The sequence below is a fragment of the Micromonospora sp. DT233 genome (genome assembly GCF_049841815.1).
Taxonomy (GTDB): Bacteria; Actinomycetota; Actinomycetes; order Mycobacteriales; family Micromonosporaceae; genus Micromonospora.
The window spans coordinates 109141-134022 of record NZ_JBNCLB010000008.1; the positions used below are offsets into that span (position 1 = coordinate 109141).

General features: G+C 73.5%; 28 protein-coding genes and 1 tRNA gene. 13 read left to right on the plus strand and 16 right to left on the minus strand.

The annotated features are described in order from the left end of the window. The first annotated feature begins 15 nt into the window (after nucleotides 1-15). The 6 genes from ACLQ2V_RS18880 (at nucleotide 16) to ACLQ2V_RS18905 (ending at nucleotide 3950) form a co-directional block, all read left to right on the plus strand. A complete protein-coding gene (locus tag ACLQ2V_RS18880) occupies nucleotides 16-639 on the plus strand; it encodes a TetR/AcrR family transcriptional regulator (protein WP_425719830.1) in 624 nt (207 codons plus the stop codon). A 174-nt stretch (nucleotides 640-813) separates the two neighbouring features. Continuing rightward, complete coding sequence (locus tag ACLQ2V_RS18885; protein ID WP_425719831.1) at nucleotides 814-1239, plus strand: HPF/RaiA family ribosome-associated protein; 426 nt, start codon at nucleotides 814-816, stop codon at nucleotides 1237-1239. A 91-nt stretch (nucleotides 1240-1330) separates the two neighbouring features. Next, nucleotides 1331-2374: an alpha/beta hydrolase gene (locus ACLQ2V_RS18890; RefSeq protein WP_425719832.1), complete on the plus strand. Its 1044-nt coding sequence runs from the start codon at nucleotides 1331-1333 to the stop codon at nucleotides 2372-2374. Nucleotides 2375-2488: 114 nt separating this feature from the next. Beyond that, nucleotides 2489-2561: transfer RNA gene (locus tag ACLQ2V_RS18895), tRNA-Arg, on the plus strand. 143 nt (nucleotides 2562-2704) lie between these two features. Beyond that, nucleotides 2705-3175 (plus strand): GNAT family N-acetyltransferase, encoded by a 471-nt coding sequence (locus tag ACLQ2V_RS18900; protein WP_425719833.1) that lies wholly within the window; start codon nucleotides 2705-2707, stop codon nucleotides 3173-3175. Between the two features lie 262 nt (nucleotides 3176-3437). After that, nucleotides 3438-3950: a M23 family metallopeptidase gene (locus tag ACLQ2V_RS18905; RefSeq protein ID WP_425719834.1), complete on the plus strand. Its 513-nt coding sequence runs from the start codon at nucleotides 3438-3440 to the stop codon at nucleotides 3948-3950. Between the two features lie 382 nt (nucleotides 3951-4332). Here the strand turns inward: ACLQ2V_RS18905 and ACLQ2V_RS18910 are convergent, their stop codons facing one another. Both ACLQ2V_RS18910 and ACLQ2V_RS18915 read right to left on the minus strand, forming a co-directional pair. Beyond that, nucleotides 4333-4890 (minus strand): hypothetical protein, encoded by a 558-nt coding sequence (locus ACLQ2V_RS18910; RefSeq protein WP_425719835.1) that lies wholly within the window; start codon nucleotides 4888-4890, stop codon nucleotides 4333-4335. A gap of 131 nt (nucleotides 4891-5021) precedes the next feature. After that, nucleotides 5022-5513, minus strand: a complete 492-nt coding sequence (locus ACLQ2V_RS18915; RefSeq protein ID WP_425719836.1) for a tetratricopeptide repeat protein — start codon at nucleotides 5511-5513, stop codon at nucleotides 5022-5024. A gap of 140 nt (nucleotides 5514-5653) precedes the next feature. Between ACLQ2V_RS18915 and ACLQ2V_RS18920 the strand changes: the two genes are divergently transcribed. Continuing rightward, a complete protein-coding gene (locus ACLQ2V_RS18920) occupies nucleotides 5654-7075 on the plus strand; it encodes an alpha/beta hydrolase (protein ID WP_425719837.1) in 1422 nt (473 codons plus the stop codon). 145 nt (nucleotides 7076-7220) lie between these two features. Here ACLQ2V_RS18920 and ACLQ2V_RS18925 read toward each other — a convergent pair whose 3' ends face one another. The 4 genes from ACLQ2V_RS18925 to ACLQ2V_RS18940 all read right to left on the minus strand — a co-directional run bounded on the left by ACLQ2V_RS18925 (nucleotide 7221) and on the right by ACLQ2V_RS18940 (nucleotide 10893). Next, a complete protein-coding gene (locus ACLQ2V_RS18925) occupies nucleotides 7221-8621 on the minus strand; it encodes a hypothetical protein (protein ID WP_425719838.1) in 1401 nt (466 codons plus the stop codon). Further along, nucleotides 8611-9237: a SigE family RNA polymerase sigma factor gene (locus ACLQ2V_RS18930; RefSeq protein ID WP_425719839.1), complete on the minus strand. Its 627-nt coding sequence runs from the start codon at nucleotides 9235-9237 to the stop codon at nucleotides 8611-8613. The genes ACLQ2V_RS18925 and ACLQ2V_RS18930 overlap by 11 nt, the downstream gene beginning before the upstream one ends. 77 nt (nucleotides 9238-9314) lie before the next feature. Then, nucleotides 9315-9965: a hypothetical protein gene (locus tag ACLQ2V_RS18935; protein ID WP_425719840.1), complete on the minus strand. Its 651-nt coding sequence runs from the start codon at nucleotides 9963-9965 to the stop codon at nucleotides 9315-9317. A 190-nt stretch (nucleotides 9966-10155) separates the two neighbouring features. After that, entirely contained in the window at nucleotides 10156-10893 is a 738-nt protein-coding gene (locus ACLQ2V_RS18940; protein ID WP_425719841.1) for an SDR family oxidoreductase, read from the minus strand. A gap of 70 nt (nucleotides 10894-10963) precedes the next feature. Between ACLQ2V_RS18940 and ACLQ2V_RS18945 the strand changes: the two genes are divergently transcribed. Beyond that, complete coding sequence (locus tag ACLQ2V_RS18945; RefSeq protein WP_425719842.1) at nucleotides 10964-11740, plus strand: helix-turn-helix transcriptional regulator; 777 nt, start codon at nucleotides 10964-10966, stop codon at nucleotides 11738-11740. A 45-nt stretch (nucleotides 11741-11785) separates the two neighbouring features. Continuing rightward, nucleotides 11786-12118 carry a hypothetical protein gene (locus ACLQ2V_RS18950; protein ID WP_425719843.1) on the plus strand — a complete coding sequence of 111 codons (333 nt, stop codon included), beginning with the start codon at nucleotides 11786-11788 and terminating at the stop codon, nucleotides 12116-12118. 22 nt (nucleotides 12119-12140) lie between these two features. Here ACLQ2V_RS18950 and ACLQ2V_RS18955 read toward each other — a convergent pair whose 3' ends face one another. From ACLQ2V_RS18955 to ACLQ2V_RS18995, 9 genes are all read right to left on the minus strand, one after another. Then, complete coding sequence (locus ACLQ2V_RS18955) at nucleotides 12141-12890, minus strand: lysophospholipid acyltransferase family protein (RefSeq protein ID WP_425719844.1); 750 nt, start codon at nucleotides 12888-12890, stop codon at nucleotides 12141-12143. Nucleotides 12891-12980: 90 nt separating this feature from the next. After that, nucleotides 12981-15041, minus strand: coding sequence for a glycogen debranching N-terminal domain-containing protein (locus ACLQ2V_RS18960; protein WP_425719845.1), 2061 nt, complete (start codon nucleotides 15039-15041; stop codon nucleotides 12981-12983). Continuing rightward, complete coding sequence (locus ACLQ2V_RS18965; protein WP_425719846.1) at nucleotides 15041-15412, minus strand: SCP2 sterol-binding domain-containing protein; 372 nt, start codon at nucleotides 15410-15412, stop codon at nucleotides 15041-15043. The genes ACLQ2V_RS18960 and ACLQ2V_RS18965 overlap by 1 nt, the downstream gene beginning before the upstream one ends. Before the next feature lie 162 nt (nucleotides 15413-15574). Next, a complete protein-coding gene (locus ACLQ2V_RS18970) occupies nucleotides 15575-15991 on the minus strand; it encodes a CBS domain-containing protein (protein ID WP_425719847.1) in 417 nt (138 codons plus the stop codon). Between the two features lie 69 nt (nucleotides 15992-16060). Beyond that, complete coding sequence (locus ACLQ2V_RS18975; protein WP_425719848.1) at nucleotides 16061-16798, minus strand: TMEM175 family protein; 738 nt, start codon at nucleotides 16796-16798, stop codon at nucleotides 16061-16063. Nucleotides 16799-16816: 18 nt separating this feature from the next. After that, on the minus strand, nucleotides 16817-17275 hold the full coding sequence (locus ACLQ2V_RS18980) for a PPOX class F420-dependent oxidoreductase (protein ID WP_425719849.1): 459 nt from the start codon (nucleotides 17273-17275) through the stop codon (nucleotides 16817-16819). Between the two features lie 190 nt (nucleotides 17276-17465). Next, the gene (locus ACLQ2V_RS18985) at nucleotides 17466-18491 is read right to left on the minus strand and encodes an aspartate-semialdehyde dehydrogenase (protein WP_425719850.1); all 1026 of its coding nucleotides are present in this window, start codon (nucleotides 18489-18491) and stop codon (nucleotides 17466-17468) included. Nucleotides 18492-18758: 267 nt separating this feature from the next. Continuing rightward, complete coding sequence (locus ACLQ2V_RS18990) at nucleotides 18759-20105, minus strand: M16 family metallopeptidase (protein WP_425719851.1); 1347 nt, start codon at nucleotides 20103-20105, stop codon at nucleotides 18759-18761. Next, nucleotides 20102-21394, minus strand: a complete 1293-nt coding sequence (locus ACLQ2V_RS18995) for a M16 family metallopeptidase (protein WP_425719852.1) — start codon at nucleotides 21392-21394, stop codon at nucleotides 20102-20104. Before ACLQ2V_RS18995 ends, ACLQ2V_RS18990 begins: the two co-directional genes overlap by 4 nt. Before the next feature lie 165 nt (nucleotides 21395-21559). Between ACLQ2V_RS18995 and ACLQ2V_RS19000 the strand changes: the two genes are divergently transcribed. Further along, on the plus strand, nucleotides 21560-22408 hold the full coding sequence (locus ACLQ2V_RS19000; protein ID WP_425719853.1) for a phosphodiesterase: 849 nt from the start codon (nucleotides 21560-21562) through the stop codon (nucleotides 22406-22408). 19 nt (nucleotides 22409-22427) lie between these two features. Here the strand turns inward: ACLQ2V_RS19000 and ACLQ2V_RS19005 are convergent, their stop codons facing one another. Next, a complete protein-coding gene (locus ACLQ2V_RS19005; RefSeq protein ID WP_425719854.1) occupies nucleotides 22428-22643 on the minus strand; it encodes a hypothetical protein in 216 nt (71 codons plus the stop codon). A gap of 408 nt (nucleotides 22644-23051) precedes the next feature. On the opposite strand from ACLQ2V_RS19005, the gene ACLQ2V_RS19010 reads away from it, so the two are divergent. From ACLQ2V_RS19010 to ACLQ2V_RS19020, 3 genes are all read left to right on the plus strand, one after another. Then, complete coding sequence (locus tag ACLQ2V_RS19010) at nucleotides 23052-24146, plus strand: 3-deoxy-7-phosphoheptulonate synthase (RefSeq protein ID WP_425719855.1); 1095 nt, start codon at nucleotides 23052-23054, stop codon at nucleotides 24144-24146. 246 nt (nucleotides 24147-24392) lie between these two features. Beyond that, nucleotides 24393-24632: a hypothetical protein gene (locus ACLQ2V_RS19015; RefSeq protein ID WP_425719936.1), complete on the plus strand. Its 240-nt coding sequence runs from the start codon at nucleotides 24393-24395 to the stop codon at nucleotides 24630-24632. Between the two features lie 43 nt (nucleotides 24633-24675). Beyond that, nucleotides 24676-24873 (plus strand): hypothetical protein, encoded by a 198-nt coding sequence (locus ACLQ2V_RS19020; protein WP_425719856.1) that lies wholly within the window; start codon nucleotides 24676-24678, stop codon nucleotides 24871-24873. Nucleotides 24874-24882 lie beyond the last annotated feature (9 nt).

A 24882-nucleotide genomic window follows, 5' to 3' on the forward strand; every position in this document is an offset into this window, starting at 1 on the left:
ACGGAAGGGAGGAAGATGGCACGCGCAGGACTGACCCCGGAGCGCCTGACCCGCGCGGGGGCGGAACTCGCCGACGAGGTCGGCTTCGAGCAGGTCACCGTCTCGGCGCTCGCCCGGCGCTTCGACGTCCGGGTCGCCAGCCTCTACTCGCACTTGTTGAACTCCCACGACCTGAAGACCAGGATCGCCCTGCTCGCCCTGGAGGAGCTGGCCGACCGGGCCGCCGACGCCCTGGCCGGGCGGGCCGGCAAGGACGCCCTGACCGCCCTGGCCAACGTCTACCGCGACTACGCCCGGGAGCACCCCGGCCGGTACGCCGCGACCCAGTTCCGGCTCGACGCGCAGACGGCGGCGGCCAGCGCCGGCGGCCGGCACGCCCGGATGACCCGCGCGCTGCTGCGCGGCTACGACCTGACCGAGCCGGACCAGACGCATGCGGTACGGCTGCTCGGCAGCGTCTTCCACGGCTACGTCAGCCTCGAACTGGGGGGCGGGTTCAGCCACAGCGCCCCCGACACCGAGCAGACCTGGTCACGGGTGCTGGACGCACTCGACGCCCTGCTGCGCAACTGGCCCCCGCCCGTACCCGTACCCCCAGGTCCCGGCGTCGCCGCGACCGACGGGGAGCGCCGGCCGTGACGGAGGCGTTTCCGGACGGACCGGGACTGGGTACAGCAGTGATCAAGCGAGCACCACCGACGGCAGGCCGGCTCACGACAGGCGGCACGCCGTCCGATCAGAAGGGCCACGGAAGATGACTTCCTGCCGATTCCGTACCACCGGTTCCGTCCGCATCGACGGCGAGGCCCGCCGATGAGCGCCGTGGCGAACCCCGCGACCGTGGCTGAGTGCCTGCGGGTCGGCGCCGGGTTCTCCCAGGGCGACCGGAACTGGATCGCCGAGCAGTTCGCCACCCTCGACGCCCGGCTGGCCGGCTTCCACGCCGACGCCACCGAGATCGAGGTGTCGGTGAAGGACCGGGAGGCCCGGGGGCAGAAGGTCACCCTGGAGTGCTGGATCGCCGGCCGGCAGAAGATCGTCACCACCTCCTCGGAGGAGGACCTGCACGCCGCGCTCAACGACGTGCGTGACGACCTGCGCCGCAAGCTCAACGACTCCAAGACCAAGCAGGAGCCCCGCAACAACAAGCACCTGCGCGACACCGGCCAGGCCGAGGCGACCCCGGACGAGATCGACCTCGACGGCACCGCCGCCCGCGTCGACACCGAGACCGTCTGACCCGACTTCGCCCGCAGCGGGAGGGTGGGTTACGCCCCACCCTCCCGCTGCGGGCTACCACTCGGTAGCTTCGCGGGCGTACGGTCGCGGGGTGGAACCGGATGTGCTGGGGCCGCCGTACGAGCGGCAGACGATCGACCTGGGCACCGACGACGAGGGGCCGGTGGTCGCGACGCTGGTCCGTCGGCGGGCCGAGCGTCCCACCGGCCGGGCCGTGCTCTACGTGCACGGCTTCGTCGACTACTTCTTCCAGACCCACGTGGCCGACTTCTTCGCCGAGCGCGGCTGGGACTTCTACGCCCTCGACCTGCGCAAGTACGGCCGCAGCCTGCTGGCGCACCAGACCCCGAACTTCTGCCACGACCTCGGTGACTACTTCCCCGAGCTGGACGCCGCCGCGAAGATCATCCGGGACGGCGAGAGCCACGACACCCTGCTCGTCATGGGCCACTCCACCGGCGGCCTGATCACCTCGCTCTGGGCGCACGCCCGCCGCGACGCCGGCATCGTCGACGGGCTCGTCCTCAACAGCCCCTTCTTCGACATCAACGCCCCCTGGTTGGTGCGCAGACCCCTCGCGGCGGCCGTCTGCCGCCTGGCCCGCCGGTCGCCGCGCCGCATCGTCCCCGCCGGCCTCGGCAACGTGTACGGCGAGAGCCTGCACACCCAGCGTCGCGGCGAGTGGACGTACGACCTGGCGTGGAAGCCGCTCGGCGGGTTTCCCGTGCGGGCCGGCTGGCTCAACGCCGTCCGCGCCGGTCAGCGGCAGCTCCGCGCCGGCCTGGACATCCAGGTGCCGGTGCTGCTGGCCTGCTCCACCCGCAGCTTCCGGGGCTCGAAGTGGCACGACTCGGCGGCGCTCGCCGACGCCGTCCTGGACGTCGAGCACATGGTCCGCTGGGCGCCCCGCCTCGGCCGGCACGTCACCCTCGCCCGCTTCGACGGCGGCATGCACGACCTGACCCTCTCCGGCCCGGCCGTACGGGAGAAGGTCTTCGCCGAGGTCGGCCGGTGGGCGGAGGCCTTCCTCGGTGCCGGCCCGACCCCCGCCGGCCCGGCTTCCTCCGCCCCCGTGCCGGCCGCGCGGCGGGTGGACGCGGCCGAGCAGGGCGCGGAGGCGGCCACGCAGAGCTGACCACCGCCGGACGGGAGGGGCCCGCGCACCCCTGACCGGGCGGCGACGGCCCGCCCCCGTCGCACCCGCCGCCGCAGGTGCGGCGGTACCCTCTTGGCGCGACACCCACGACGCGCGCCCGTAGCTCAGCGGATAGAGCAGGGGACTTCTAATCCCAAGGCCGCAGGTTCGAATCCTGCCGGGCGCACAGCACCTCCTCTCAGTCGATCAAGCCGCAGGTGCCCGTCCTTGACGCGCGAGCTGAGCCTGCCGGATAGCAAGTGCGCCTGGCCGCCGCATCGAGCGACAACGTAGTGGGCAGCGGGATCGTCTCGCCCTTAGAGTGCCGGGATGCCGAACGTTCGACTCGAACCCATGACCGAGGACCAGTACACCCGCTACCGGGAGACCGCCGAGGCCGACTACGCGCAGAGCATCTTCACCAGCGGGCTGCTGCCCCTGCGGGAGGCGCAGGAGAAGGCAGCCGCGGACTACCGGCGGTTGCTGCCCGAGGGCCTGCGTACGCGGGGACACCATTTCTGGACCGTCTACGACGACGGCCTCGACGTCGGCCTGCTGTGGCTGCACACCGAGCAGAAGTCGGACGGGCCGCATGCCTTCATCTACGACGTGGAGGTCCGGAAGGAACTACGGCGCAGCGGTTACGGCCGCGCCATCCTGCAGGCGGTGGATCGGTGGTGCCGGGAGGCGGGTGTGCTGACCGTGGGCCTCAACGTGTTCGGCCAGAACACCGGGGCTCGGGCGCTGTACGAGGGGATGGGCTACGAAATCACGGCCGTTCAGATGCGCAAGCGACTGTAGCCGAACGGAGCGCTTCATCCGCCTTCGTCGCACTAACGAGCGCTTCGACCTTTATTTGCCGCAGGGTATCGCGAGAAGAGACGCAAGATGAAAGAGATTCCCATTAACCCCCTATCAGCGGTGGGTAGCAGCAGGTAGTCATTGACCAGCGGCTTAGCCGCTTAACCCCTATTAAGTGCCGCCAAAATCGACAGAAGTCTTTACACCCTCACGCCCTCCTGCCACGATCATGAATCTAAATACTTCGTCGTAGGAGGTTTTTATGCGGTCACGTCTGGTGGGTCTTCTGAGCGCTGGCGCCCTGGTGGCGGCCGGTCTGCTGGTGCCGGCTTCGCCGGCCATGGCCGCGCCGTCGTTCCGGGTGCCGTTCCCGTGCGGCCAGACCTGGTCGGGCACGACCCGGTCCAGCCACAGCCCGCAGTACGCGATCGACTTCAACCGGGCGAACGACGCGGGCGACCCGGTCAAGGCCAGTGCGCCGGGCACGGTCGACGTGGTCACCAACCTCGGCAACACCAGCTACGGCCGGTACGTCCGGATCAACCACGGGGGCGGATACACCACCTACTACGCCCACCTGAGCGCCTTCAAGGTGAAGGTCGGCCAAAAGGTCGGCTACAACACCACCATCGGCAACGTGGGCACCAGCGGCAACTCCACCGGCGCCCACCTGCACTACGAGCAGCGGCGCAACGGTGGCGACATCAAGGTGCAGTTCGCCAGCCCGGCGCTCTACTACGGAACCAAGAGCTACGTCCGCAAGGTCGGCTGCTGACCGATTCCAATTCCGGTCCCCGCCGGTGGGAACACCTTCCCATCGGCGGGGACCGGTCCGGTTGCGTCGAGACCATCGAAGCATGATCGAAGAACGTCTACGATTCGCTGGCCATAATGCAGCATCATGACCGCCACACTGATCATCCGTTATCCACCGGCAGAGAACGCCTCGGTGTTTCAACCACCGTAAGGCCCGTGGGGCGACGAGTACGCCGCCGTAATGCGGATCACCGCCCGCCATGACGGCAGGGGGGCACGTCACTCTGGGCGGCACGCTCCACCAGAGTTCCTGCTCGCCCGACGCGTGGCTCGCCCCGAGTCGTCATCACCGTCGAGGCGGGAGAACAACTGACCTCGCTCGTCGCCGACCTCCCCCGCCGTCAGGCTGCCAGGTAGCGGCGGGCCCGCCGCCGCGATCTCAAGAACGCCACGATCAGCCCGGCCCAGCAGACCACGCCCACCCCCGCGACCGTCTTCTGCACGGCATCCCCGCTGCCGAGGAAGAAAAAGGCCAGCTGAGCGGCCAGCAGCAGCACGCTCACCCAGGGCATCCAGCGGCGGGCGAGGATGCGGGTGGCCTGGTCGCGGGCGAGCGCGTCGACGCGCGGGTCATCGGTCGACCCGTCGCGCAGGGCCCGCTTCACCCGGCGCATCGTCTCCGGGTCGGCTGCGGCCGGCGGCATCCGCCGCAGCAGCCGGCGGCCGACGGTGAGGGCGACGACAGCGCCGAGCAGCGGCGGGACCAGCATGATCAGGAAGGCGAGCCATGGCCGTTTCCCCGCGAGCCAGCCGTCCCCGCCCAGCACTTCGCCGGCCAGCACGGCCAGCACGGCCACGACGGCCACCACCAGGAGCACGCCCGCGATCAGCCAGCCGTCCCGGCGGCGGCCCCCCGCGACGAGCGCCCCGCGCTCCTCATCGGGAGAACTGTTCCCCATGGTCGTCATTGTCGATGTCTACCCGAGCGGCCGCGAGTCCATTCCCGACCCGGCGAGCGCCCGCCCGCACCGTTGCTGGGCGCTCGAGGTGACGATCCCGCCGGCGACCAACCGGCCGGCCCGGTGACTGGCTAGCGGGTGGTCTCGACGGCGGTGGCCGCCTCCGGGTCGGCGAGCCGCTGCGCGAACTGCTCCAGGCCGTCCTTGATCAGCTGCCCGTACGGGTCGTCGCCGAGCGCGCCGATCCCTTCCCGCGCTCGCTCCAGGCACTCGCGGGCCCGGTCGAGATCACCGAGTCTGCGATGACATTCGCCGAGGTTGAGCTGTAACGACGGCGACAGGCCGGCCACCGTCATCGGCACCCCCGCCTGGGCGAGCCGGTCGTCGGTGAGCAGGGCGGCCGCCGCCAGTGCGCGCTCGTCCCAGAGCAGTTCCTGCCGCACGTCGTCCTGCACGTCGGCCATCGCGTGCGCCAGGACGCAGATGTGCAGGGGGTCGCCGCGCTCACCGCCGATCTCGTCCCAGATATGCGCGAACACCTCCCGAGCAGCCCCGCGTTGCCCCTGATGGTGGTGCAACTCCACCGCCTCGCCGATGCGAACGAGCGTGGCATCGGTGATCATCGGCTGCTCCTGCCTGGATCATTTCACGGCGACGGTGAACACCGGGGGCAGTTCCGGGCTCCCCCCGATGGCTTTCCGGCGCGATACGCCTCGACGATGGACACCCGCAGCCTAATCGTCGCGACCATTTGGGAGCCGTTGTGTCGTACCGAAGTCTTGCCGCCGGCCTCGCCGTGATCCTGACCGGGACGCTCGTCGCCACCACGGCGCCGGCGGCATCGGGGGCGGAGCATCGAGGGCCGCCGTTGGCGTGGGGGCCGTGCCCCGACGACATCCCGAAACTTCCGCCGGACCCGCGGGTGACCTGCGCGGCGCTGCGGCTGCCGGTGGACTGGGCCCGGCCGCGCGGTGCCACGTTCGACCTGATGGTGGCCCGTCGTCCGGCCCGCGACCCGGCCCACCGGGTGGGCTCGCTGGTGTTCGGTCCGGGCGGGCCGGGCAACTCCGGCGTGGACCGGGTCCGGTGGGGGGACCGGTTCAGCGACGAACAGCTCGACAGTTTCGACATCGTCAGTTTCGACCCACGGGGGGTCCGGCGCAGTGCCGCGCCGCAGTGTCCCCCGGGCCCCGCCGTGCCGCCGTCCCCGCCGCCGCTGCTGGGCAGCCAGGCCGACTTCGACGCGACGGTCGCCCACAACCGAGCGCTGTGGGCGAGGTGCCGCCCCACCAGCCCGGTCTTCGACCACGCCGACACCCTCAGCGCCGTCCGCGACCTCGACGCGCTGCGGCGGGCGCTCGGCGAGTCGCGGTTGACCTTCCACGGCAGCTCGTACGGCACGTTGCTGGGCCAGCAGTACGCGCAGCGGTACCCGCACCGGGTCCGGGCGATCGTGCTGGAGGGCGTCTTCGACCACAGCCTCGACCTGCCGTCGTTCGTCCGGTCGCAGGCGGCGGCGGTGCAGGACTCGTTCGACGAGTTCGTGGCGTGGTGCGGCCGCTCGACCGACTGCGTGCTGCACGGCACCGACGTGCGGGCGGTCTGGGCCGACGTGCTAGCCCGCGCCGACGCGGGCGAGTACGCGCCGCACACCGCCTTCGACGTCGCCGCGCTCCCGATGGGCATGCTCGCCGGGCCGGACTGGACGGGCCTCGCGGAGGCGATCGACGGCCTGCGCGGCGGTGTCGCGCCGCCGCCGAGGAGCCTGCCGGTCGCCGCCGCCGTCTTCTGCGCGGACTGGCCCGCGCCCGTGCGCGACTACCGGCAGTACGCCGCCCTGGTGCGCCTCGCCCGGGCCGCCGCCCCGGACGTGCGCTACGGTGCCGGGCTGCTCGCCGTGCGGACCTGCCTCGGCTGGCCGACGCCGGTGCGCAACCCCCCGCACGAGCTGCGCGTGACCGGCGACGCCAGGCTGCTGCTGCTCAACGCGCTACACGATCCGCGCACCGGCTACGAGTGGGCCACGAACGTCGCCGCGCAGCTCGGCAGGCGCGGCCGGCTGCTCACGTACGAGGGCTGGGGGCACGGCACCTACCAGCGAACCGCCTGCACCGTCGGCGCGGTCGACAGGTATCTGGTCGACCTGGTCCTCCCTCCGCCCGGCGCCCGCTGCCCCGCCGCCTGACGGCGGGCGGTATCGGCTCGCCGGGCCGTCGTGCCGGCGGCCCCACCGGGTGCCCGACCCCACCGGGCCGGGCACCCGGCCGACGCGCCGCCGCCAGCCGACGCGCCGCCGTCACCAGGCTCACGCCATCACCAGTCGTATGTCGTCACCAGGCCCAGATGGTCGGCTCACCGAGCTGGCCGGAGTAGCTGCCGCCGAGGTTCGGCGTCGCCGCGCTGCGCAGGAGCCGGCCGTCGCGGTCGAAGAGCCGGACCGTGGAGACCTGGCGGGGATCGACGCGCAGCGTGCCCGCACCGGCGTCGAGCCGACCGGTCGCGACCGTCCCGGCCAACGCGTCGAGCAGTTCGACGCGGACCGCCGCTTCCGGCCCGACGACCAGCACCCCGCCCGTCTCCCCCGGCACCCGGACGACGGCCAGATCGGGGCTCCCCGTGGCGGCCCGGTGGTCGGTCGCCACCGCACCCGGTTGCGACGACGTCTCGGCCTCGGTTTCGAGCAACACGGCGCAGCCGCCGGCGGTCGAGCAGGAACGCACCAGCACGGCGGCCGGCGCACCGGCCATCCAACCGGGTAGCCGCCCGCCCCAGACCACCTGGGGCGCCGACCCGACCAGTCCCTGACCCGCCATCAGTTCGCGCAGTTCACGTGCGCCGTCGGCGGCGAGCGCGGCGTCGACCGTGCCGCGCGCGCCGGCGGTGGCGACCGGCGACGCCGCCTCCCTCGGCAGTCTGGTGCCCGGCCCACCAACGGCCGGCCCGACGTAGCGCAGCACGCCCTGGCAGGTGAACCGCCACCGCTCGGTCACCCGGCCCGACCCCTGGGTCACGAACCCGTCGGTGCTCACCGTCCGCCAGCTCCGGGCCACCGAGCCGTCCGGCTGGATCCGGCCGTCGGCGGAGACCATGACGAGACACCCGGCCGGCGCGAGCCCCACCCTGAGGTCGGTGCCGTGCCGGCCCCCCTCCGGCAAGGACCGACCGTAGAAGACGTACGGCGCCAGGGGCTGCGGCTCGTCCGGGGTGCCGGTCTGGCTCAGCAGTTCCGGCACGGACGCCCCGGGCTGCGCGGATCCCGAGCGGAGCAGCGCGTGCGAGTCGTCCAGGAAGGCCACCACCACGATCCGGGCGTTCGGCGCGTCGTGGGCGAGCAGCACCCGCACCTCGTGCAGCGCCGGGTCGACCAGCAGCTCCGCGCGGGCCGCCCGGTACCGCCGCTGGAGGTCCGCGATCAGCGCCTCGTCGCCGGCCAGGTTGCCCCGCGTCGGCGAGTCCAGCAGCTGCCGCACCATCGGCTCCTCGACCCGGCTCGCGGGCTGGTAGGTGCCGGCGGCCGGCGGCGGCGACGCCACGCCGCTGGTCGTCAGCCGGCCGGCCGCCCCGAGCACCGGCAGCGCCATCGCCACCACCGCCAGGCCGGCCACGCAGGCCACCGCCGTGCGCCGCCGCCGGCGGCGTCGGACGCGGACCAGCAACCGCTGGTACGGGTCGGGGCCCGGCACCACCGGCTCCGCGAGCCGGGTCAGTGCCTGCCTGATCTCATCGGCCATCGCTGACCCCTCTCCCACTCGTCCTGACCGGCCGTCCGTGCACGCCCACCGGCTCCTCCTCCTCGAGCGACGACTCCCCCGCCCGCGACGCCCCCTCTGCCAGGGCCGGCAGCGCCGCGCGCAGTCGGGCGATCCCCCGCGACGCCTGGCTCTTCACCGTGCCGACCGAGCAACCGAGGGTCTGCGCGATCTGCGCCTCGGGAAGGTCCTCCCAGTACCGCAGCACCAGCACCGCCCGCATCCGGGGCGGCAGACCGCGCAGCGCGGTGAGCAGCTCGTCGCGTACGACGACGTCGTGCGCCGGGTCCGGGCTGCGCCCCTGCTCGGTGTGCGACCGCCAGGCGTCGGTCAGCCCGGTCAGGAACTCCCGGGACCCGAAGCGGTGCCACCCGCTGACCCGCTCGTTGGCCATGATCCGGCGGACGTACGCCATCGGGTCGTTGATCTGCCCCCACCGGCGCATCGCTCGCATCAGCGCGCTCTGCACCAGGTCCTCGGCCGCGTGCCGCGAACCGCTCAGCAGGTACGCGGTCCGGAGCAGATCCGCGTACCGGATCTCGACGAACGCGCGGAAGCCGTCATCGGCACGCTCCAGTCCTGCCTGGTCGTCATCCACGAGAGGTAGACCCGCCGCCGGCGGAAAAGGTTGAGAAGTTTGTCGGCGCGCGGCCGCTGACCGACGAGGACGCGCCCCTAGCCGAGCCGGAGGCCGTACGCCACGGGGAAGTTGTACCAGCTCAGCGCGAACGACGAGCCGATCTCCGGCACCACCGCGAAGACGGCCCAGCTGCTCACCTGCTGGCCCGGCTCGAGGGCGAAGGACTCGCCAGCCCGCGCCGCGCACCAGGTGCGCTCGGGGCGGACGATCTGGCCGTCGGCGAGGGTGATGTGCAGGGAGGCCAGGTCCATGTCGAGGGTGGGGCATTTGAGCCACCACGGTGACGCCGAAGCGTTGCGGTAGACGGTGTTCAACCGCATCCTGTCGCCGGTGACCTCGGCGGTGAGCAGCTTGACGCTCGTCGAGGCCTGAGCGTGGATGACCCGGTCGAGCCGGTAGGTCCCCCCCGCAGGCCGCCTCGTCTCCTCCGGCGACGCCGGCGCGGTGGAGACGACGCGGTCGGAGCCGGTCGAGGTGCGGGCAGGGCTCGGGGTGGGCGCGAGCGTGGGGGCCATCGTGGGAGCCGGGGCGGGCGCGCGGGTGGGGCCGGCGGTGGCGGTGGGCGTGAAGCCGACCGGATCGGCCTCGTTGAGGCTGGCCAGGAACCCGCCGCCGAGCGCACCGACGACGGCGAGCCCGGCCAGCGCCACGATGGCGACCAGTACGCCGATGATCCTGTTGTGCACGACTGTCTCCTGCCTCGTGGGGCGGCCCCGGCGTGGAAGGTAGCACCACGAACACAGTGGACGGTTTTTTCCGCTCCCCACCGTCCGGGCCCCGGTGGCGGAGGTCCGGGTCACTGCGGAGGTCCGTGCACCGAGGACGCCGGTGGCGGGGTGGCCCCGTTCCCCCGCCACCGGGGCGTACCGGGCGCAGCTACGCCTGGGCCGTCGGGCGGACGACGATCTCGTTCACGTCGACGTCGGCCGGCTGCTCGACGGCGAACGCGATCGCGCGGGCGATGGCCTGCGGCGGGATGGCGATCTGGTCGCGGATGGCGGTCAGCTGCTCGCGGATGACCGTGTTGCTGGACTGCCCGGCGAACGGGGTGGCGACGAACCCGGGCGAGATGGTGGTGACCCGCACCGTGTCGCCGGCCTCCTGGCGCAGCCCTTCGCAGATTGCCCGGGCGGCGACCTTGCTGCCGGCGTAGACCGCCATGTTGGGCACCACCAGGTAGGCCGCGACCGAGGCGATGGTGACGAAGTGCCCGCCGCCCTGAGCGCGGAACACCGGTAGCGCGGCCGCGATGCCGTGCAGCAGGCCCTTGACGTTCACGTCGATCATCTCGTTCCACTCGTCGACCCGCAGCTCGTCGAGTGGGCCGACCGGCCCGTACCCGGCGTTGTTGACCAGCACGTCGAGCCGACCGAAGCGCTCGACGGCCAGTCCCACCAGCCGTTGCAGGTCGTCCGGGCGGGTGACGTCGGTCGGCGCGTACCCGGCCGCGCCGCCGGCCCGCTCGATCCGCGCGGCCAGCTCCGCGAGCCGATCCGACCGGCGTGCGCCGAGCACGACCCGCGCGCCCTGCTCGGCGAGCAGCAGCGCGGTCGCCTCGCCGATGCCGCTGCTGGCGCCGGTGATGGCCACTACCTTGTCGCTGATTCCTGTCATGGGAGCCAGCCTCACCCACAGTTAAGCTGGTATCCAGAATCGCCTCATCCTGGAACTGGAGCTGCCAGCCATGCCGGATCAACGCCGTGAGTTGGCCGCGTTCCTGCGCAGCCGACGAGAACGGATGGCACCCGCCGAGGCCGGCCTTCCCGCGACCGGCCGACGCCGCACCCCCGGGCTGCGCCGCGAGGAGCTGGCGGTGCTCGCGGGGGTCAGCGCCACGTGGTACACGTACCTCGAACAGGGCCGCGACATCCGGGCCTCCGACCAGGTGCTCTCCGCGATCGCCGCCGCGTTGCGCCTCGACGGGTACGAACGCGACCACCTGTTCCGGCTCGCCGGTCACCCGGTGACCGACGATGCCTCCGGCCCGGAGCCCCTCGCTCCCGAGGCGGCCGCCGTGCCGCTGCTGCTCCAGCCCCACCCGGCGTACCTGATCGGCGCGGCGTACGACGTGCTCAGTCACAACCAGGCGGCGGTGGAGCTCTTCCCCGCCCTCTTCGGCGGACACCGCCCGCCGAACTTCGTCCGCTGGACCTTCACCGAGCCGCTGGCCCGCGAGGTCCTGGTCGACTGGACGGTGGAGGCCCGGGGGCTGCTCGCCCGGCTGCGCGCGCTGGCCGGCCGGCACCCCACCGACCCACGGTTCGCCCGCCTGATCGAGGAGCTGCACGAGGCCAGCGCCGAGGTCCGCGCCTGGTGGCCGCAGTACGAGGTGCAGCCGCGACACAGCGGCCGTAAGCGCCTCCGCCACCCGCAGCACGGCGTGACGGATTACGCGTACACCGCATTCCACCTGGCGGAATGCCCGGAGCAGACCCTGGTCGTCTACTCCGCCTCGCCCTGATCACCCTTGGAGGGCCCGGCGGGCGGGTGGCAATACAGTGGCGCGGTGACGACACCGCCGGCACCCGATCCCGTCGAGGCGATGGAACGGTTCCTCGCCCGCATCGCCCCGTACGACGATCCCGCCGCCGAGCCGGTCGCCACGGTCGACCTGCGGGTGGGGCGGCTGCGCGGCACCTTTCCGCTGACCGAGCGGGCGGCCCGCGCCCTCACCGAGGCGCTGAACCGCTGGGCCGACCCGGACGACGCCGGCCGCTGCGGCGACTGCGGCGGCCCGCTGGGCCAGGACCTGGTGTGTCGCGCCTGCGGCCGGCTGGACGGCATCTTCGGCGCGACCGTGGCCCGGCACGCCCAGCGGGTCGCCGAACGCGGGGACTGACCACCGGCCGGGGCCGGAGCGGTCAGGCGGTCGGAGTACGCCGCACCGGCCGGTCCAGCTCGGCCGCCGCCTCCGGTGTCGGCGCGGTGCCGCCGAGGTGCGCCGGCAACCACCAGCCGTCGTCGGGGCCGGCGGGCTTGTCCGGGTACTCCCGCTGCGCCCGGTCGACCAGGGCGGTCAGCCGGGTCTTCAGCTCGGCGGTCATCGTGGTCGGGTCCGGGTAGTCGGCCGGGTCCATCGGCTCGCCCACCAGGATGGTGATCGGGGTGTGCCGGCGGGTGAGATTCTTCGGGTGGCCCTTCATCCAGAGCCGCTGGGTGCCCCAGAGCGCGACCGGCAGCAGCGGCACATTGGCGTCCTGCGACATCCGGGCCGCGCCGTTCTTGAGGTCCTTCACCACCAGGGAGCGGCTCACCGTGGCCTCGGGGAAGACGCCGACGACCTCACCGCGGCGCAGTGCCTCCACCGCCGCGTTGTAGGAGGCGGCACCGGCCCGCCGGTTGACCGGGATGTGCTTCATGCCGCGCATCAGCGGGCCGGAGATCTTGTGCGCGAACACCTCGTGCTTGGCCATGAACCGGACCAGGCGGCGGGACTCGTGCGCCCCGAAGCCGCAGAAGATGAAGTCCAGGTAGCTCACGTGGTTGCTGGCCATGACGGCCCCGCCGGTGCGGGGCACGTGGTGCTTGCCCTCCACCCTCAGGCGCAGGTCGAGGACCCGGAACATCGTCTTGGCGGCGGTGATCACGGGCGGGTACACGAGTTCCGGCATCCGGCGATTTTACCCTGCTCACGGCGAGGTCGCGCGCGGCCGCACCCCGGTGGGGAGCCCGGGGCCGCCGGGGCCGCGCCGGGGCGGCGGTCAGCGGGCGAGCTTGTTCAGCTCCAGGCGGCCCCGGGCGAACGCGTCGACCCGGCCCCAGCGCCCCGGGATGTCCAGCACCTCGATTCGACCCATGCCGACCGGCAGGCGCGGGTCGACCGAGAGGTGCCCCTCGTGCGGCTCGATGCCGAGCATGGTGCGCAGCAGCAGCATCGGGGTGCCGGTGGACCATGCCTGCGGGCTGCACGCCGTCGGGTACTCCACCGGGAACTTGGTCAGCTCCCGGGCGTACCCGCCGAACGCCTCGGGCAGCCGGCCGTCGAAGAAGCTGGCGGCGGCGAGGATCCCGTCGGCGATCGTGGCGGCCTCCTCCGCGAAGCCGTACCGGCGCAGCCCCCAGGCGATGAAGGAGTTGTCGAAGGGCCAGACGGTGCCGTTGTGGTAGCCGATCGGGTTGTACCGGACCTCCCCCTCGGCCAGGGTCCGCACCCCCCAGCCGGAGAAGAGTCGCGGCCCCACCAGGTGCGCGGCGATCCGCTCGGCCCGGTCGTCGTCGACGATGCCGCTCCACAGCAGGTGGCCGATGTTCGAGCTGAGCACGTCGGCCTGCCGGCCGTCCGGGTCCAGCGCGAGGGCGTAGAACCCGCCGTCGGCGACCCACCAGTCCCGGTTGAACCGCTCCTTGAGCTGCGCGGCCTCCCGCTCCAGCCGATCGGCGTACGCGGGGTCGTCCCAGAACTCCCGGGCCAGCCGGGCGGCCCGGACCTTCGCGTCGTACGCGTACCCCTGCACCTCGCAGGTGGCCCGGGGGAAGCCGGGCAGCCGCCCGTCGCGGTACGAGATCGAGTCCCAGGAGTCCTTCCAGCACTGGTTCTCCAGGCCGGTGTCGGTGTTGCGCCGCTCGTACCAGATGTAGCCGTTGCCGCCCAGGTCGGCGTACGCGTCGATCCAGTGCAGCGCGGCCCGGCACTCCCGTTCCAGCTCCCGCACCAGCGCCGCGTCGCCGCTCCACCGCTCGTACTCGTCGAGCAGCACCAGGAACAGCGGGGTGGCGTCGACCGAACCGTAGTACGGCGAGTGCGGCTGCTCCTCGAACGCGGCCGTCTCCCCGTAGCGCATCTCGTGCATGATCCGGCCGGGGTCCTCGTCGCGGAAGTCGTCGAACCGGGTGCCCTGCAACGAGGCCAGCAGCCGCAGCGTGCCCTTGGACAGCTCCGGGGCGAACGGCATCGCCTGTAGGCAGGTGAGGATGCTGTCGCGGCCGAACATGGTCATGAACCAGGGCAGCCCGGCCGCGGGGAGCGCCTGACCGCCGAGGGAGAGCGGCGAGAAGCGCAGCGCCGCCAGGTCGATCAGGCTGCGCTGGTACGTCCGGGACAGGTGCTGGCACTCGCAGTTGACCTTGGGAGCGTCGTCGATCCACTGCTGCAGGTCGTGCTCCAGGGTGAGCCGCTCGGTGCCGCCCGGCCGCGCGCCGATGCGCAGGTCCCGCCCGGCGGCGCTGAACGCCGACGTCTCCACGTCGATCTCGGTGCGCCACTGCTCGTTCGGCTCCAGGTGGACGCTGAAGGCGAACCCGTTGCGGTCGTACCGGGCGGGCTGCGACGAGGTGATCATCGTTTCCCGCTGGAAGTTACCCCGCCGGTAGCCCAGCCGGAGCCGGTCGGCCTCCGCCTCCGCGTACAACTCGCCCTTCTTGTTGACGATCTCGTCCTTGACCTGGAACAGGTCGGCGAAGTCCGCGCCGGCCTCCATCCGGATCTCCAGGTCCACGGGCTTCTCGTCGTGGTTGAGGATCGTCACCTGCTCGTGGAAGCTGCCGCCGACCACCCGCTCGCGGATGATCGACAACTTCGCGTCGATGTAGTGCGTCGCCACCCCGGGCACCAGGAAGAACCGCACCTCGTAGTACTGCAGGTCGTCGTAGGACAGGGCGTTGAGCCGCTCGCCGTTGACCGTCAGCACCCACCGCGACAAAAACCGCGTGTCCAGGGAGAACATGCCGGTCGGCTCGCTCGTCGTGGCCTCGATGTCGCCGGTGTCCGCGGAGACGACGAAGGTGCTGCCGTCGAGGATCCGGACCGTGTCGCCCTGTCCCATCAGCGCGCCTCCCGCTCGAAGATCCGGCGCGGCCCCTGACTGGTGGGCGGGCCGGGAAAGAGCCGCTCGACCGGCACCACCAGCCGGACGTCCCCGCTGGCCGTCATGTCCCCCCGCAGGAAGGCCGCCAGCCCATGCTCCCGGCCGGTGGCGAGTTCCTCGAAGAGCGCGGGGCTGGTCATGATGACGGTGTCGGCCTCGCGGTCGGCCTGGCTGACCGCCAGCCGCCCCTCGTCGATGGTCAGCAGCCAGTGGGTGGTCTGTGCCCCCTCGCGCAGGTCGAAGCGCACGGTCCCGGAGATCTTGGCCAACCGGGGTTCGTAGCCCCGCCGGTCCAGTTCCTCGAAGAAGCTGGTGGTCGCGTCCAACATCGGGCCCCTCCCGTCGGTCCGTCCCTCGACGTGCGGAGCATCCCCGCCCCGGGCGCGGTGAACCTCATCCGGATCGGGTGAGTCACCCCCCCCCGGCGCTCCGACGCCGCGACGCCGGCCCCGCCGTGGCGGGGCCGGCGTCGACGCCGCGCGTGCGGGCGGTCAGTTGTTGGGGTCGTCGGTGCTGATGTCGGCCAGCACCGACTGCGGTTCCCGTTCGACCGCGAGGTCACCCATGGAGATCAGGCCGATCAGGCGGCCCTCCTCGGTCACCGGCAACCGGCGTACGGCGTACGTGCGCATCAGGTCGGCGGCGGCCACCACGTCGTCGTGCTGGCTCACGGTGATCACGTCCCGGCTGGTGATCTCCTTCAGCCGGGTGGTCGCCGGGATGCGCTCGTCGGCGACGCCCCGGACCGTGATGTCCCGGTCCGTGACGATGCCGACCACATCGTCCCCGCTGGTGACCACCACATCGCCGATCGCGCTGTCGCGCATCTGCCGGGCCGCGGTGGCGATCGTGTCGTCCGCGTCCATCGTCACCAACCGGGTCGTCATGAACTCTCCGACCGTAGTCATCGGTGCTCCCCTCTCGGTGTCGGCACCGTCGTCTACCCGCCCACCCCGAGCGGTAACGCGCCCCGCCGCTCACCGGGGGCGGCGTCGCCTCACCCGCCGGGACAGGTCGTCGACGCCGTTGCTGGAGAAGCCGTAGAAGATCGGCAGGAGCAGGAAGACCACCAGCGCCACCGGCACCGAGACCAGCCAGCCGGCCAGGCCCGCGAGGGCGTACGACACGATGCCCAGGACGGCCCGCCGTCGTTCGACGGCGAAGAACCGGGCCGGGGTGTGCGGTTGCAGCAGCTCCCGATGCCGGCTGAGGTGGTGGTAGAGGCCGAGCCAGGCCACCGAGAGCACGACCCCGACCAGCGCGTACAGGGTCACCGCGACCCGCTCGTCGGCCCGGCTGCCGTGCTGGACCGCCTCGGAGACCACCGCGGTGACGAACGGCAGCAGCGCGACGGCGAAGAGCACCCCGAGGTTGACCCAGTGCAGCCCCTGGTCGGTGCAGCGGATCCGGTGGAACGTCCCCCGGTGGTTGAGCCAGTTGACCGCCACGTAGAGGTAGGAGGTGACGTACGCCAGGTAGACCGGCCACTGGTCGAGCAGGCCCGCCCAGAGCCCGCCCGGCCCCGTCGCGGGGACCCGCAGGTCGAGTACGAGCAGCGTGATGATGATGGCGAAGACCGCGTCGCTGAAGGCGACCGCGCGCACCGGGTCCGAGCGCAGCACGGCGCTCTCGCCCTCCTCGGCCGCGCCGCGCGGCCCGCTCTCCTGCGCCGCGTCGCCCTCCCCGGCCGCGTCGCGCGGCCCGTCGCCCGCCATCGGCTGCCCCGCCCGCCGTCAGCCGCGCGGCGGCACGCCGTAGAGCCGCTCGACGTGCAGGCGCAGCACGAGTCGACGCTCCGCGACCATGCTGCGGCGGAAGTCGTCCCAGTCGGGGTGCTCACCGCCCACGGCGCGGTAGAGCCCGACCAGTTCGGCCACCGTCGGGTCGTCGGGGCGCTCGGCCACCGGGGTCAGCTCGGCGCGGGCCTCGGCCACCGCGTACGCCCAGCCGTCGGCGCTGCCGACGTGGAAGCTGGCCCGGGGGTCCCGGCGCAGGTTGGCGGTCTTCGCCCGGCCGTCGGTCACCGACACCCGGATCAGCCCGGCCGCCCGGTCGAAGGAGTACACGACGTTCGACAGCTGGGGCCGACCGTCGCGCCGGATCGTCGCCAGCACGCCCAGCTTCCCGCCCGCGACCAGCTCGGTCAGGGCGTGCCGGGTCTCGTCGTCCGCCTGGGTCCTGTCATCCACCATGTCGGCCTCCGCGTCGGGGGTTCGTCGGGCACCGTCCATCCAACCCGACGCGCGCCCCGCCGGCCGGGCGACCCGAGGATCCCCGGCCGGCGGTGACGGCTCAACACGCCGCCCGGCGGCGGTGGCTCGGCAAAGCCGGCGCGGCGGTGGCGGCTCAGCACCGCCCGGCGGCGGAACCGGTCAACGCCGGTCAGCGCCGCTCGGCGGCGACCAGCTCGGCGAGCTGCACGGCGTTCAGCGCGGCGCCCTTGCGCAGGTTGTCGTTGGAGCAGAACAGGGCCAGGCCGTGCTCCGCCGTCTCGTCGGCGCGGATCCGACCCACGTACGTCGGGTCCGCGCCGGCGGCCAGCAGCGGGGTCGGCACGTCGGCCAGGGCCACCCCGGGTGCGCCGTCGAGCAGCTCGCGGGCCCGCTGCGGGGTGATCGGCCGGGCGAAGCGGGCGTTGATCTGCAGCGAGTGGCCGGTGAAGACCGGCACCCGCACGCAGGTGCCGGAGACCGGCAGCCCGGGGATCTCCAGGATCTTGCGGGTCTCGTTGCGCAGCTTCTGCTCCTCGTCGGTCTCGGCGGAGCCGTCGTCGACGACCGAGCCGGCGAGCGGGAGCACGTTGAACGCGATGGGCTGGGCGAAGACCCGGGGTGCGGGGAACTCCACGGCAGCGCCGTCGAAGGCCAGCCCGGCGGCCTGCTCGACGACCTTGCGGACCTGCTCGTCGAGCTCGGCGACGCCGGCCAGGCCGGCACCGGAGACCGCCTGGTACGTCGAGACGACCAGGGCGACCAGCCCCGCCTCGGCGTGCAGCGGGCGCAGCACCGGCATGGCGGCCATGGTGGTGCAGTTCGGGTTGGCGATGATGCCCTTCGGGCGCTGCCGGGCGGCGTGCGGGTTGACCTCGGCGACCACCAGCGGCACGTCCGGATCCATCCGGAACGCCGACGAGTTGTCGATCACGACCGCGCCGGTCGCGGCCACCCGGGGGGCCAGCTCCCGCGCGGTGCCCTTGCCGGCGGAGAAGAGCACGATGTCCAGCCCGGTGTAGTCGGCGGTGGCCGCGTCCTCGACGGTCACCTCGCCGCCACGCCACGCCACGGTGCGCCCCGCCGAGCGGGCGGAGGCGAAGAACCGCACCTGCTCCGCCGGGAACTCCCGCTCCGCCAGCACCTGCCGCATCACGCCACCGACCTGGCCGGTGGCCCCCACAATGCCGATCCTCATGCCCGCGAGGCTACCCAGGTCGGCTGCGGGTCGGGGAACGCTTTCCCACCGCGCGGACCGCCGGCGGCGACCTCCCGGGCCCACCCCGGTTGGCCCCGCAACCGCAACGACGCCACCGCGATCCGGTGCCGGCCCGCAAGATCCGAGGCTTTCCCCGCTCCCGGCCAGAACATCCTTCGCCCGCCGGCCGCCGGGCCGCGCGGCCCGGACGCGACGCGAATCACACCCGGCGCGGCCCGGATCGCCCCGCGCCGGTCGGGGGTGCGCTCAGGCTCCGGCGTCGACGATCTCGCCGAGGTCGGTGGCCGCGAGCTCCGCGCGGATCAGCGCGGCGTCGCCCTCGACCACCAGGGTCAGCGACTCCGGGCGCAGGTGGGTCGCGGCGGCGGCCGAGACCTCGTCGACGTCGGCGGTCAGCAGCGCCTCGCGCAGCCGGGCGTGGTAGTCGTCCGGCAGGTCGTGCACGACCAGGGTGGTCAGCGCCGACGCGATCGCCCGGGGGCTCTGCAGCTCCACCGAGAGCTGACCGGCCCGCCAGGCGCGGGCCACCGCCAGCTCGTCGGCGGTCACCCCCTCCACCCGGGTACGGGTGATCTCCCCCACCGTCGCCACCAGGGCCGGCGCGGTCACCGCCGTCTGCACCCCGGAGCTGACCACGAACCGGCCGAACCGGCGGGAGGCGGCGAACTCGCCCCGGATCCCGTACGTGTAGCCGAGCACCTCCCGGATCAGGTGGTTGAGCCCGGAGGTGAACGCCCCACCGAGCACGGTGCCGGCCAGCGTCATCGGCACGTGGTCGGGGTGCGCCCGGTGCACCGACGGGTGGCCCAGCCGCAGCGTGGACTGCACCGACCCGGGCCGGTCGACGAGGATGATCCGCCGCTCGGCGCGGGTCGGCACCTCGATCGGGCCGCCCCGGCCGGCGGGGCCGCCACCGCTGCCGGCGAACGCCGCCGCCCCGAGCGCCGCCAGGTCGATCCGCTCCAGGTCACCCGCGACGATCAGGGTGCCGGGGCGCAGGAACCACTCGGAGTGGAAGACCGTGACGTCCTCGATGTCCAGGTGCGCCACCGACTCCGGGTCCCCGTACATGGGCCGGCCCCAGCGGTTCTCCGCACCGAACAGGTCGGCCCGCAGCGCGGCGTCGGCCCGGGGGCCCGGGTTGGCCCAGTCCATCCGCAGCGCGGTCGCCTCGTCGTCGCGGACCCGGCGCACGTCGTCCGGGTCCAGCCGGGGCGTGCGGACGGCCTCGGCGAGCAGCTCCACGGCGGCGGTCAGCCGGTCCACCGGCACCTGCACGCTGACCTGGAACGAGTCCCAGTCCAGCCCGGTCACCAGCTCGGTGCCGAGCCCCTCCACGGCGAGCGCGTACGCGGTCGCGTCACGCTGGGTGGTGCCCTCCTCCAGGGCCTTGGCCAGCACCGCGCCGAGCCCCTCCCGGCCGGCCGGCTCCCGGCCCGCGCCGGCGTCGAGCAGCAGCAGCGCCACGGCCAGGTTCTGCCCCGGCAGGTGCGCGGCGACGACCTGGCCGCCGGCCACCTCGCGGCGCACCACCTGGGGGAACCGGTACGGCCGGGCCAGCCCCGGCCCGGGACGGTCGGCGATCAGGCTCATGCGGTCTCCTCGGGCAGGTAGGTCAGGGTCACCCGGTCGGCGGCGCCCAGCACCTCGGCGGCCAGCGCGGCGATCTGGTCGGCGGTCACCGAGAGCCACGAGGGCAGCCGGTCGGCGGCCCGCCTCGGGTCGCCGAACTGGGTGGCGTACCGGCCGAGGGTGTCGGCGCGGCCGTCGACGGTGGAGAGCTGCCGCCACCACCCGGTGCTGAGCAACGCCTTGGCCCGGTCCAGCTCGGCGGCGGTCACCGGCACGGTGGCCAGCTCGTCGACCACCTCGGCGACCCCGGCGGCGAGCCGTTGCCCGCTCACCCCCGGACGGGCGGTGGCGGTGACGACCAGCGGGGCGGGGGCGTGCGCGAGGTCCACCCCGTAGCCGGCGACCGAGTCCGGCTGGGCGATCCGTTCGCCGTCGGCGAGGCGCTGGTAGAGCCGGCTGCCGCGCCCGCTGCCCAGCACGGTGGCCAGGACGGTGAGCACGTCGTACTCCGGGCTGCCGAACGGGTGGGTGCGGTGGGCGACGAAGACGCGGGGCGCGGGCACGGCGGCGACGACCGTCTCGGTCACCGGCACACCGGTGGCGGCCACCTGCCGGCCGTCCGGCGCGGCCGGGAACGACCCCCGGGCCGGGATCGCCCCGAAGTACTTGTCGGCCAGCGCGAAGACCTCGGCGGCGGTCGTGTCGCCGACCACGGTCAGCACCGCGTTGTCCGGCGCGTAGTACGTGCGGTGGAAGCCCTGGAAGGTGGCCAGATCGGCGGCGTCCAGGTCGGCCATCGACCCGATCGTCGCGTGGTGGTAGGGGTGGCCGGGCGGGTAGAGCAGCGGCAGCAGCCGCAGCCAGGCGTCGCCGTACGGGACGTTGTCGTAGCGCTGGCGGCGCTCGTTCTTGACCACCTCCCGCTGGTTGTCCAGGGTCTCCTGGGTCAGCGCCGGGACCAGCCCGCCCATCCGGTCGGCCTCCAGCCAGAGCGCCAGCTCCAGGTGCTCGGCCGGGACGGTCTCGAAGTAGTTGGTCCGGTCCGGGTTGGTGGTGGCGTTCAGCGAGCCGCCGGCACCCTGGACGAGCTTCATGTGCTCGGTCTTCGCCACGTTCACCGAGCCCTCGAACATCAGGTGCTCGAAGAGGTGGGCGAAGCCGGTCTGCCCCTGCGGCTCGTGCCGGGAGCCGACGTCGTACCAGAGGTTCACCGCGACCGCCGGTGCGCCGCGGTCCTCGCTGACCACCACGCGCAGGCCGTTGTCGAGTCGGGTCGTTTCGATCGGCCAGGGGTAACCGCTGTCGGGCATGCTCCGACGCTATCCGATCACGGACCGGCCCCGGTGCCCCCGCTCCGAGGCGACCGGCGCCGCGTGTCCCGCCGGACCGCCGGGACGGCCGCCTTCTGGGCACGCGGCGCGGACGGGGGCGTCGGGCGGGGCATCGTCGGGCGCGGGCGGGGTACCGCAGGAGGCATGTCCGTCCGTCGTCGCCGCGCCGCCGCAGGCACCCGTCCCGCCACCGCCGCCGAGAGCCCCCACCCCGCCGCCGGGAGCGCCCGCCTCGGCCCCGTCGGCGCCACCGCGCTGGCGCTCGTCGCCGCCGGCGCGGTCGCGGTCGCCACGGGGGTCGGGCCCGCGCTGGTCGAGCGCGCGTCCGCCGCCCTGGCCCGGCGGCGGCGGGGCGGGCGGCTGCTGCACCCCGCCGGCCGCACCTTCGCCGGCGAGGTGACGATCTGGGGTACGCCGGGCCCGCCGACCGGGGTGGCCCTGCTGGACTCCCCGGGTCGGTACCCGGCGACGGTCCGGCTCTCCAAGGGGGTGCCGACGCCGGGAAGCTGGCCCGACGTGCTCGGCTTGGCGGTGCGCCTGCACCGGGGCGGGGAACCCCCCGTCGACCTGCTGGTCAGCTCCAGCGCGGCGGCGCCGGTGCTGCGCCACCTGCCGCTGCCCCGGCGACGCTTCGCGGGGACGTACAGCTCGATCATGCCGTACCGGCGGGGTCGTCGGCGCTGGTGGTTCGCGGCGCTGGCCGCCCCCGACTCGACCGACCTGGGTCGCAGCCTGGCCGAGGCGGCCACGGCGACGCGGGCGGCGGACGCGCCCCGGCTGGTGCTGGCGGTCGCGTCGGCGTTCGGGCCGTGGCGGCCGTTCGGGCAGGTGACCCTCGAAGGCCGGCGCGACGCCCGGGAGGACGCCGCGCTGGCCTTCGACCCGATCGGCAACCTGCCGGCGGAGCTGCGGGCGGTGGGGGTGCTGGCCCGGCTGCGGGACACCAGCTACCGGGGGTCCCGCCGGGCGCGCGGCGCGTCCCCCACGCCCTGAGCGCCGCTGGCGCGGGTGCTCAGTCCGTCGGCTCGACGTTGGTGGCCGTCTCGTCGGAGGTGCGCTGTTCGAGGACGGTGTCGGGGGCGGCCGGCCGGCCGTCCTCCCTGATGTCGGACTCGGCGAGGATGGCCTCGGCCTGGGCCTGGGGGTCGTCGCTGCCGGCCGCCGCCTCCTCCGGCAGCAGGTGGGCGCGGGACTCGATCCGGTCTGCGTCGCTCTGTGCGTGGCTCATGCCGACCTCTGTACCCCGCTCGCGGCTCGACGGAACGGGCCACGCACCTCGTAGGTGATCCCGCCCGGGGAGCCGGCGCGCAGCAGCGTGCGGCGGTCCATTCGAGCCTCCGGAACTCGTGGCGGGCCAGCCCACTCCATCCATTGACGCAAGTAAACGCTGGATGGGCCGCGTCGACGACCGGGTACGCCTTTCGCGCCGCGCGTCGGGTAAGGTTTCGGGCGTGACGCGGTCGTATCGATGGTTTAGGCAGCCGGCTGGAGGAGCCGGTGACTTCACCATGAACTGACGTCACCGTTCTTCGAGCCGGCCGGGCAGGGACCTTCGTTCCTGCCCTTCTGCGTACGAGCAGCCGGCTCGACCTCGGGCGCCGGCCCCGGGGGCGCGGTCGGCGGAAGGAACCCCACCGTGACCACCCCGGACAGCCATCGCGTCATCGACCAGCGCATCGACCACGTCGTGCCGCTGACCACCCCGGCCCTGCTGCACCACCACCTGCCCCTGGACGCCACCCTCACCGAGGCCGTCCTCGACGGCCGGCGCGCGGTCAGCCGGGTGCTCGACGGCGCCGACGACCGGCTGCTGGTGGTGGTCGGCCCGTGCTCGGTGCACGACCCGGCCGCCGCCCTGGACTACGCGGCCCGGCTGCGCGTCGCCGCCGACCGCCTCGCCGACGACCTGCTGATCGTGATGCGGGTGTACTTCGAGAAGCCGCGCTCCACGGTCGGCTGGAAGGGCCTGATCAACGATCCGGGGCTGGACGGCTCCGGCGACGTGAACACCGGTCTGCGCACGGCGCGGGCGCTGCTGCTGGACGTGCTGCGCCTGGGCCTGCCGGTGGGCTGCGAGTTCCTCGACCCGATCACCCCGCAGTACATCGCCGACACGGTGGCCTGGGGCGCGATCGGCGCGCGTACGGTGGAGAGCCAGGTGCACCGGCAGCTCGCCTCCGGCCTCTCCATGCCGATCGGCATGAAGAACCGCCCCGACGGCAGCATCGACACCGCGGTGGACGCGATCCGGGCGGCCGGCGTCCCGCACGTCTTCCCCGGTATCGACTTCTCCGGCACCCCGGCGATCATGCACACCCGGGGCAACACCGACGGCCACCTGGTGCTGCGCGGCGGCAACGACGGCCCGAACTACGACGCCGCCTCGGTGGCCGGGGCGCTGGGCCTGCTGCGGGCGGCGGGCCTGCCGGAGCGGGTCGTGGTCGACGCCAGCCACGCCAACAGCGGCAAGGACCACCGCCGCCAGCCGCTCGTCGCCGCCGACGTGGCGGCCCAGCTCGCCGCCGGCCAGCGCGGCATCATCGGCATCATGCTGGAGAGCTTCCTGCTGGCCGGCCGTCAGGACCTCGACCCCACCCGTGAGCTGGAGTACGGCCGCTCGGTGACCGACGCCTGCCTCGGCTGGGACGACACGGAGGAGGTCCTCGACGCGCTGGCCGCCGCCGTCCGAACCCGCCGCGTCGCCACGACCCCCCTGGCCACCCCGGCCTGACCGCCACCCCACCCGCCGCCGCCGCCGTGCCCCGAAGGTGATCAGGACGCCATGGACCTTTCCCCGCGGTTTTAGGGTCCATGGCGTCCTGATCACCCAACCGGCCGACCGACGGCGCCCACCCGGCCTCGGCAGCGGGTGACGTTTGACCGTTTCGGGGCCGGGTAGCTGACCGTCATGACCGACAAGGCACCCGTGACGGACGCCCCCGTGGACGACGCCGGACTGGCGGCCGACACCGACCTGCTGGCCGACACCGAGCCGGATCCGGACGCCGAAGCCGTCGACCAGACCGACACCCGGCCGCTCGACGAGCTGCTCGACGACATCTACCGAGGCCAGGAGCGGATCAGCCAGGCCGACATCTACCGCCGGGCGGTCGCCGCCGAGCTTCCCGCTGCGCTGCTCACCCGGATCTCCGCCCTGCCCGAGGGCGAGTACGCGGTGGACGAGGCCGCCGACCTGCTGGGCGGTTCGGTGGCCTGACCACCTCCCACGCCGCTACCCCGACCACGGAGAGGACAGCGAGATGACCGATCGCGATCAGCAACAGGAGCACATCCCCGCGCTGGGCGAGCCGCCGGAGGGCCTGGACACCACCCCCGAGCCGGACTTCGCCAACGAGCACGACCGCACCGCCGTCGACCGGGACATCATCACCGGGGACGAGGACGAGGAGGAGCGCGAGCCGGAGTCGCCGCACGGCTGGTCCGGTATGCAGAGCTGAGCGCAGCAC

Bases quoted from the DNA above. Each gene is read 5' to 3' on its own strand.
- ACLQ2V_RS18880 (WP_425719830.1), top strand. From the start codon at position 16: ATGGCACGCGCAGGACTGACCCCGGAGCGCCTGACCCGCGCGGGGGCG.
- ACLQ2V_RS18885 (WP_425719831.1), top strand. From the start codon at position 814: ATGAGCGCCGTGGCGAACCCCGCGACCGTGGCTGAGTGCCTGCGGGTC.
- ACLQ2V_RS18900 (WP_425719833.1), top strand. From the start codon at position 2,705: ATGCCGAACGTTCGACTCGAACCCATGACCGAGGACCAGTACACCCGC.
- ACLQ2V_RS18905 (WP_425719834.1), top strand. From the start codon at position 3,438: ATGCGGTCACGTCTGGTGGGTCTTCTGAGCGCTGGCGCCCTGGTGGCG.
- ACLQ2V_RS18910 (WP_425719835.1), bottom strand. From the start codon at position 4,890: ATGGGGAACAGTTCTCCCGATGAGGAGCGCGGGGCGCTCGTCGCGGGG.
- ACLQ2V_RS18915 (WP_425719836.1), bottom strand. From the start codon at position 5,513: ATGATCACCGATGCCACGCTCGTTCGCATCGGCGAGGCGGTGGAGTTG.
- ACLQ2V_RS18925 (WP_425719838.1), bottom strand. From the start codon at position 8,621: ATGGCCGATGAGATCAGGCAGGCACTGACCCGGCTCGCGGAGCCGGTG.
- ACLQ2V_RS18940 (WP_425719841.1), bottom strand. From the start codon at position 10,893: ATGACAGGAATCAGCGACAAGGTAGTGGCCATCACCGGCGCCAGCAGC.
- ACLQ2V_RS18945 (WP_425719842.1), top strand. From the start codon at position 10,964: ATGCCGGATCAACGCCGTGAGTTGGCCGCGTTCCTGCGCAGCCGACGA.
- ACLQ2V_RS18955 (WP_425719844.1), bottom strand. From the start codon at position 12,890: ATGCCGGAACTCGTGTACCCGCCCGTGATCACCGCCGCCAAGACGATG.
- ACLQ2V_RS18960 (WP_425719845.1), bottom strand. From the start codon at position 15,041: ATGGGACAGGGCGACACGGTCCGGATCCTCGACGGCAGCACCTTCGTC.
- ACLQ2V_RS18965 (WP_425719846.1), bottom strand. From the start codon at position 15,412: ATGTTGGACGCGACCACCAGCTTCTTCGAGGAACTGGACCGGCGGGGC.
- ACLQ2V_RS18970 (WP_425719847.1), bottom strand. From the start codon at position 15,991: ATGACTACGGTCGGAGAGTTCATGACGACCCGGTTGGTGACGATGGAC.
- ACLQ2V_RS18975 (WP_425719848.1), bottom strand. From the start codon at position 16,798: ATGGCGGGCGACGGGCCGCGCGACGCGGCCGGGGAGGGCGACGCGGCG.
- ACLQ2V_RS18980 (WP_425719849.1), bottom strand. From the start codon at position 17,275: ATGGTGGATGACAGGACCCAGGCGGACGACGAGACCCGGCACGCCCTG.
- ACLQ2V_RS18985 (WP_425719850.1), bottom strand. From the start codon at position 18,491: ATGAGGATCGGCATTGTGGGGGCCACCGGCCAGGTCGGTGGCGTGATG.
- ACLQ2V_RS18990 (WP_425719851.1), bottom strand. From the start codon at position 20,105: ATGAGCCTGATCGCCGACCGTCCCGGGCCGGGGCTGGCCCGGCCGTAC.
- ACLQ2V_RS18995 (WP_425719852.1), bottom strand. From the start codon at position 21,394: ATGCCCGACAGCGGTTACCCCTGGCCGATCGAAACGACCCGACTCGAC.
- ACLQ2V_RS19000 (WP_425719853.1), top strand. From the start codon at position 21,560: ATGTCCGTCCGTCGTCGCCGCGCCGCCGCAGGCACCCGTCCCGCCACC.
- ACLQ2V_RS19005 (WP_425719854.1), bottom strand. From the start codon at position 22,643: ATGAGCCACGCACAGAGCGACGCAGACCGGATCGAGTCCCGCGCCCAC.
- ACLQ2V_RS19020 (WP_425719856.1), top strand. From the start codon at position 24,676: ATGACCGATCGCGATCAGCAACAGGAGCACATCCCCGCGCTGGGCGAG.